Origin of the sequence: Phenylobacterium sp. (genome assembly GCF_031412415.1) — a bacterium.
GTDB lineage: Bacteria > Pseudomonadota > Alphaproteobacteria > Caulobacterales > Caulobacteraceae > Phenylobacterium.
In genome coordinates this window covers 1-2,140 of the sequence record NZ_JANOCX010000368.1, presented here as the reverse complement: position 1 = coordinate 2,140, position 2,140 = coordinate 1, and the positions used below count along the sequence as shown (strand labels likewise).

3 protein-coding genes are annotated in these 2,140 nt (G+C 67.5%); 1 reads left to right on the top strand and 2 read right to left on the bottom strand.

Annotation, left to right across the window (positions count from 1 at the left end; all coding sequences use genetic code 11):
* A partial coding sequence (locus tag RMO04_RS17455; protein ID WP_309646042.1) for an SDR family NAD(P)-dependent oxidoreductase occupies window positions 1-113 on the bottom strand: 113 nt, incomplete at its 3' end.
* A gap of 50 nt (window positions 114-163) precedes the next feature.
* The gene (locus RMO04_RS17450) at window positions 164-1,168 is read right to left on the bottom strand and encodes an NADPH:quinone oxidoreductase family protein (RefSeq protein WP_309646041.1); all 1,005 of its coding nucleotides are present in this window, start codon (window positions 1,166-1,168) and stop codon (window positions 164-166) included.
* A 187-nt stretch (window positions 1,169-1,355) separates the two neighbouring features.
* Between RMO04_RS17450 and rlmN the strand changes: the two genes are divergently transcribed.
* Window positions 1,356-2,140 (top strand): 23S rRNA (adenine(2503)-C(2))-methyltransferase RlmN (gene rlmN, locus RMO04_RS17445; protein ID WP_309646040.1); only part of this gene is annotated, 785 nt, incomplete at its 3' end.

Genomic DNA, 2,140 nt, shown 5'->3' with positions numbered 1-2,140 from the left:
TCGGCGGCGATGACCTGCGCGCCCTCGGCGACGAACAGCTCGACCGTGCCCAGGCCGATTCCTGACGCGGCCCCGGTGATCACCGCGACCTTGCCGTCCAGACGCCCCGCCATGCTTCGCTCCCTGTCTATATGATCGGCGATAACTAGCGGGGCTTGCGGCCTCAGTCGATAGTCACCACCACCTTGCCCATGGCCTTGCGGCTGCCCAGGTGGGCGATGGCGTCGGCGCCCTTGGCCAGCGGGAAGCTCTCCGACACATAGGGCTTGATCTTGCCCTTGGCATAGAGGTCCAGCAGCTCCTCGATGCTTTGCTGGAACAGGCCCGGATTGCGCGCCGTCCAGTTGCCCCAGAACACGCCGACGATGTCGCAGCCCTTCAACAGGGCGAGGTTCAGCGGGATCCTCGGGATGTCGCCGGCCGCGAAGCCGATGACCAGATAGCGGCCTTCCCAGGCGATGGAGCGCAGGGCCGGCTCGGCATAGTCGCCGCCGACCGCGTCATAGATCAGATCGAAGCCGTCGGCGCCGCCGGCCTCCTTGAAGAGGGCGCCCAAAGCCTTCTGTCCGTCCTTGTCGAACGGTCCCCGGCCATAGACCACGCCGGCGTCGGCGCCATGCTTGATGGCCAGGTCGCATTTCTCCTGGGTCGAGCAGGCGGCCACGACCCGCGCGCCCATCGCCTTGCCAAGCTCGACGGCCGAAAGGCCGACGCCGCCGGCCGCGCCCAGCACCAGCAGGGTGTCGCCGGCCTTGATGTGACCCCGGTCCTTCAGCGCGTGGTAGCTGGTGCCGTAGGTCAGGATGAACGCCGCGGCGACATCGTAGGGCATGGCGTCGGGGATCTTGGTCAGCCGCCCGGCCGGGGCGCTGACCTGCTCGACCATGCCGCCCGACCCGATCTGGGCCAGGATGCGGTCACCGACCTTCACATTGGTCACGCCCTCGCCGATGGCGGTGATCACCCCCGACAGTTCGCCGCCCGGCGCGAAGGGGCGCGGCGGCTTGGACTGGTACTTGTCCTCGATCATCAGCACGTCGGGGAAGTTGATCCCCACGGCCTTGACGTCGATGGTCGCGAAGCCGGGCTTCGGCGCGTCCGGCGCGGGAATGTCCTCGTAGACCAGGGTTTCGGGTCCGCCCGTCACCTTGCTGAGCACCGCTTTCATCGTCGTCTCCCACGTCTTTTCGGATTTGCGGCGGACGCTAGCGCAGGGGCGCGGAGGGCGGAAGGGTCAGGCGAACATTTGTTTGATTTCTCGCGCGGCGCGACGGGTCGTTCGGCCGCGGCGGCGTTCATTTGGCGGAAGGGCGCCTTTCGCCTATATTGGCCGGCTTCCAGACAGCGAGTTTCCCTTGGGCGTCACCCTTGATCTTTCGCGCGGGCTTTCCGCGCCCGTGGCCGTGAAGCCCAATCTTTCGGGTCTGACCCGCAAGGGTCTGGCCCAGGCCCTGATTGACGCCGACGTCGTGCGGCCCGACAAGGCCAAGATGCGCGCCACCCAGCTCTGGCGCTGGATCCATCACTACGGCGTCACCGACTTCGCCATGATGACCGACGTGGCCAAGGAAACCCGCGCGGCGCTGGAAGAGGTCTTCTCACTGACCCGCCCGGAGATCGTCGAGCGCCAGGTGTCCAAGGACGGCACCCGCAAGTGGCTGATCCGCATGGCGCCGGGCATCGAAGTGGAGACCGTCTACATCCCCGACGTCGGCCGGGCCGGGGCGCTGTGCGTCTCGTCCCAGGTGGGCTGCACGCTCAACTGCACCTTCTGCCACACCGGCACCCAGGCCCTGGTGCGCAACCTCACCGCCGCGGAGATCGTCGCCCAGGTGCAGGTGGCCCGGGACGATCTGGAGGAATGGCCCTCGCCCAAGGCGGACCGCCGGCTCTCCAACATCGTCTTCATGGGCATGGGCGAGCCGCTCTACAATCTGGACAATGTCGCCGACGCCATCGACATCATCGCCGACGGCGAGGGCATCGCCATCTCACGGCGGCGGATCACGGTCTCCACCTCGGGCGTCGTGCCGGAGCTGGAGGCGCTGGGGAACCGCACCCAGGCCATGCTGGCCATCTCCCTGCACGCCACCAACGACGCCCTGCGCGACGTGCTGGTGCCGCTGAACAAAAAGTACCC